Source organism: Methyloceanibacter sp. (assembly GCF_058506495.1).
This window is the reverse complement of record NZ_JBZMXT010000158.1, coordinates 1-2,784: the sequence shown is the minus strand read 5'-3', so window position 1 is coordinate 2,784 and position 2,784 is coordinate 1. Positions and strand designations below refer to the sequence as shown.

The 2,784-nt window shown below is 56.6% G+C and carries 3 protein-coding genes; 2 read left to right on the top strand and 1 reads right to left on the bottom strand.

Going from position 1 to position 2,784, the window contains the following annotated elements:
• Positions 1 to 510: HdeD family acid-resistance protein (locus AC33YF_RS13550; RefSeq protein WP_491777742.1), on the top strand; the 510-nt coding region annotated here is incomplete at its 5' end.
• 155 nt (positions 511 to 665) lie between these two features.
• Here the strand turns inward: AC33YF_RS13550 and AC33YF_RS13545 are convergent.
• A complete protein-coding gene (locus AC33YF_RS13545; RefSeq protein ID WP_491777741.1) occupies positions 666 to 1,265 on the bottom strand; it encodes a tetratricopeptide repeat protein in 600 nt (199 codons plus the stop codon).
• Between the two features lie 638 nt (positions 1,266 to 1,903).
• On the opposite strand from AC33YF_RS13545, the gene AC33YF_RS13540 reads away from it, so the two are divergent.
• The gene (locus AC33YF_RS13540; RefSeq protein WP_491777740.1) at positions 1,904 to 2,230 is read left to right on the top strand and encodes a hypothetical protein; all 327 of its coding nucleotides are present in this window, start codon (positions 1,904 to 1,906) and stop codon (positions 2,228 to 2,230) included.
• Positions 2,231 to 2,784 lie beyond the last annotated feature (554 nt).

Below are 2,784 nucleotides of genomic sequence, written 5' to 3'. Positions count from 1 at the left end.
TTGATTGCCCTAGGAATAATCGTGCTGGTTTACCCCCAGCAGTCGGGCATGACCGTAGCGTTCATTGTAGGACTGTTACTGTTGCTTGGCGGGCTCTTGCGTCTTGCCTTTGCGTGGTTATCGGTGTCATGGGGTGACACGTTCCTTCGTTTCTTGTTCGGCTTATTGGCGGTCCTGGCTGGCGGATACATGGTTGCGCAGCCCGCTATGGGTCTTCAGGCGCTCACAATCGTGGTGATCATCTATTTGATTGCAGACGGCATCAGCGAGATCATTTTCGCACTCCGTGTTCCACCTGCTACGGGCGGCACGCTCATTATGTTGAGCGGGGCGGTCACGCTTCTCTTGGGTGTACTGCTGTGGCTTGGGTGGCCGTGGAGCGGAGAAAAGGCCATAGGTCTGATGATTGGGCTTAAATTGCTGTTGGACGGTCTGGCGCTTGCGGGTATTGGCATGACTGCCCGCCGTGGGCTCAAAGCAGTTGGCACATCGGGAACTGACCATCGGTGAGATCAGCGTTAGGGCGTGAACCGGACGTCCTAAGTTCACCTGATGATGTCCGCTTTTTTGCCGCTTAGCAGACCTCAATCGTAAGTCTGTATATGGCTGCTTAGGAGCGCAAGACGGTTATGGTCGGGGGGAGCGTTCCTCACCGTCTCTGGACTCTACTCCTCCAGAGACGAGCGAATGGTTTGGATGTAGTCGCCTGCTTCCAAGTGACCGCCAGCCTTCGCTTTGAGTAACAACTCGATGGCTTGTTGCCTTTCCTGACGGCTCGACTTGTCCAAGCCCTGCCCACGGGCGGTAGCCAGCATCACGCCGTACGCAAATTGACCATCAGCGTAATCTTGATCGGCAGATTTCTTGAGCCACTTTGCGGCCTGGGCTATGTCGCGATCAACTACATGCCCTTTTTCGTAGGCCATTCCTAATTCGTACTGCGCGCGTGGGTCACCAAGCGCCGCAGCCTTCTCAACAAGCTCATGCGCCTCGTGATCATTCTGGCTCACGCCCTGACCCTGCTGAAACATGTTTGCCAGGTTCAACAGGGCCGTCGTGTTTCCTTTCTGAGCGAGCCCCTCCCAGATCTTCCTCGCCTCATCGTATTTACCCATCTTGTAGGCGGCGTAGGCATTCAAATTCGTAACGGCTTCGCGCGCAAAATCTCTCTCTTGCGCTGCTGCAAGCGGCAGCGACAAAGACAGGGTCATGAGGGCAGCAAGCGAAACTCGGCTTAGTGTCAGTACGTTGGTACGGGTTAGCATTCGAGGGCTCTCAATGTCCGCCGTTCTTTGTGTGACTGTGTCGCCAGAAGGCCTCTAGTCCGAGGCGCCGTGCGGAAGCTGCAAATCCCGCTGTGTGACGGCAGTGCTTTTCTTATGCCGCGACAACGTCATATTGTACAGGGGATGTCCGCTGTTGGCGCATTGCTGCCATATAGCTCGCCAGTCGGCATGTCGGCTTTGAGGGGTGAAGCGGACCTCTCGCATGCGATCAACGACGTCAGCTGATGACCCAAGGCGGTTAGTGGCGCGGGCAATGAAGAGCCCCGGCGCGTTGGGGGGCGAGCGCCGGGACTCGGGAACATCGCGGGAGAGGAGAGTTGGGGAGACACTGCGTTTCCCGCGACACTTTAGTGAGGCAAGGTCGGGCAAATCCGTCTCCGGATACGCCCTAACCTCAACCGACTGGCACTCATGGATATGGGAACGAACGCCCACTTTTCTCATCGGAAGAAGCGCCAAGTTCGATCGAATTTCTCTTCATCCTGCACCCTTGAAACCACTGAATCGTCGACTAAATCATGGTCGTCTTGGACGTCTTAAGTTTGGGGTGCCTCGGCAGTCAGAAGAGGTAGCCCTTTTTCTGTGCGGCAATTGGAGGAAGCTGTAGGGAGACTATGATGACTGAGATCAATCAGAGCCGGCCACACACATTTACGTTCCCGCATGAGGTTGTCGATGACCCGGCGCTAAGTAAAAGCCAGAAGCGCGCCATTCTGTCCGAATGGGCGTCGGACGCTTGCGCTGTGGACTCACTACCTGTGCTGCGGCTGCTTCCGGGCACCCGAGTCCCGGTCACGTTTTCCTCAATCATGGATGCCCGTGCGCACCTGGATCGCAAGTTCAAAGATGATGAGAGCGACGTTGCGCCAGGGGGCTGCGTGATCGCGGCGTTTCAGAAGCGGAAGACGCGAAGCGATGGTGGTGCCAATGGCCTTCGCACATAGAAAACGGAAAAAGGTCCAACTTGATGCACTCCCCCACTGGGCCATGTTGCTCTTAAGCCTCAGCTTCCTGGCTGCCTTTGCGCTGAACATCTAGGGGCGTCGGCGCGCGCGCCAAAGCGTCGCGGGACGGGGCGGCGGTTTACGTGGGAGCAATCCAAGAGAGGCATTTGTGTCGTTTCTCGTGGGCCATCGCAGTTGAGCTGAGCCACCTGCCAGCTGGAGATGGTGTAGAGCCCCGACCCATTCCCTGTTTACGGGTCGGGGCTCGCATACGCAGCACAGACGACTGATCTTCAGCATCGGGACCACAATTGCATACTCCGATGAACGGCCGCGTTAGCAATGCTGGCGGTCGAAGAAGCTCGTGCGACAATCGCGAAACGTTGCTTCCGACATCTGTGCGCAAACGACGCAGCTGTCGCACCGATCCGCTCTGACCCGAGAAGCGTAACCCAGGCAACACAATCGATGGAGATTGAAAAATGTTGTCTGGATATGAAGTGCCTGTGTTGACCCTGCTGATCCAAGGTGCCTTTCTCGCTTGGGGTATCTCG

Bases quoted from the DNA above. Each gene is read 5' to 3' on its own strand.
- AC33YF_RS13545 (WP_491777741.1), bottom strand. From the start codon at position 1,265: ATGCTAACCCGTACCAACGTACTGACACTAAGCCGAGTTTCGCTTGCT.
- AC33YF_RS13540 (WP_491777740.1), top strand. From the start codon at position 1,904: ATGACTGAGATCAATCAGAGCCGGCCACACACATTTACGTTCCCGCAT.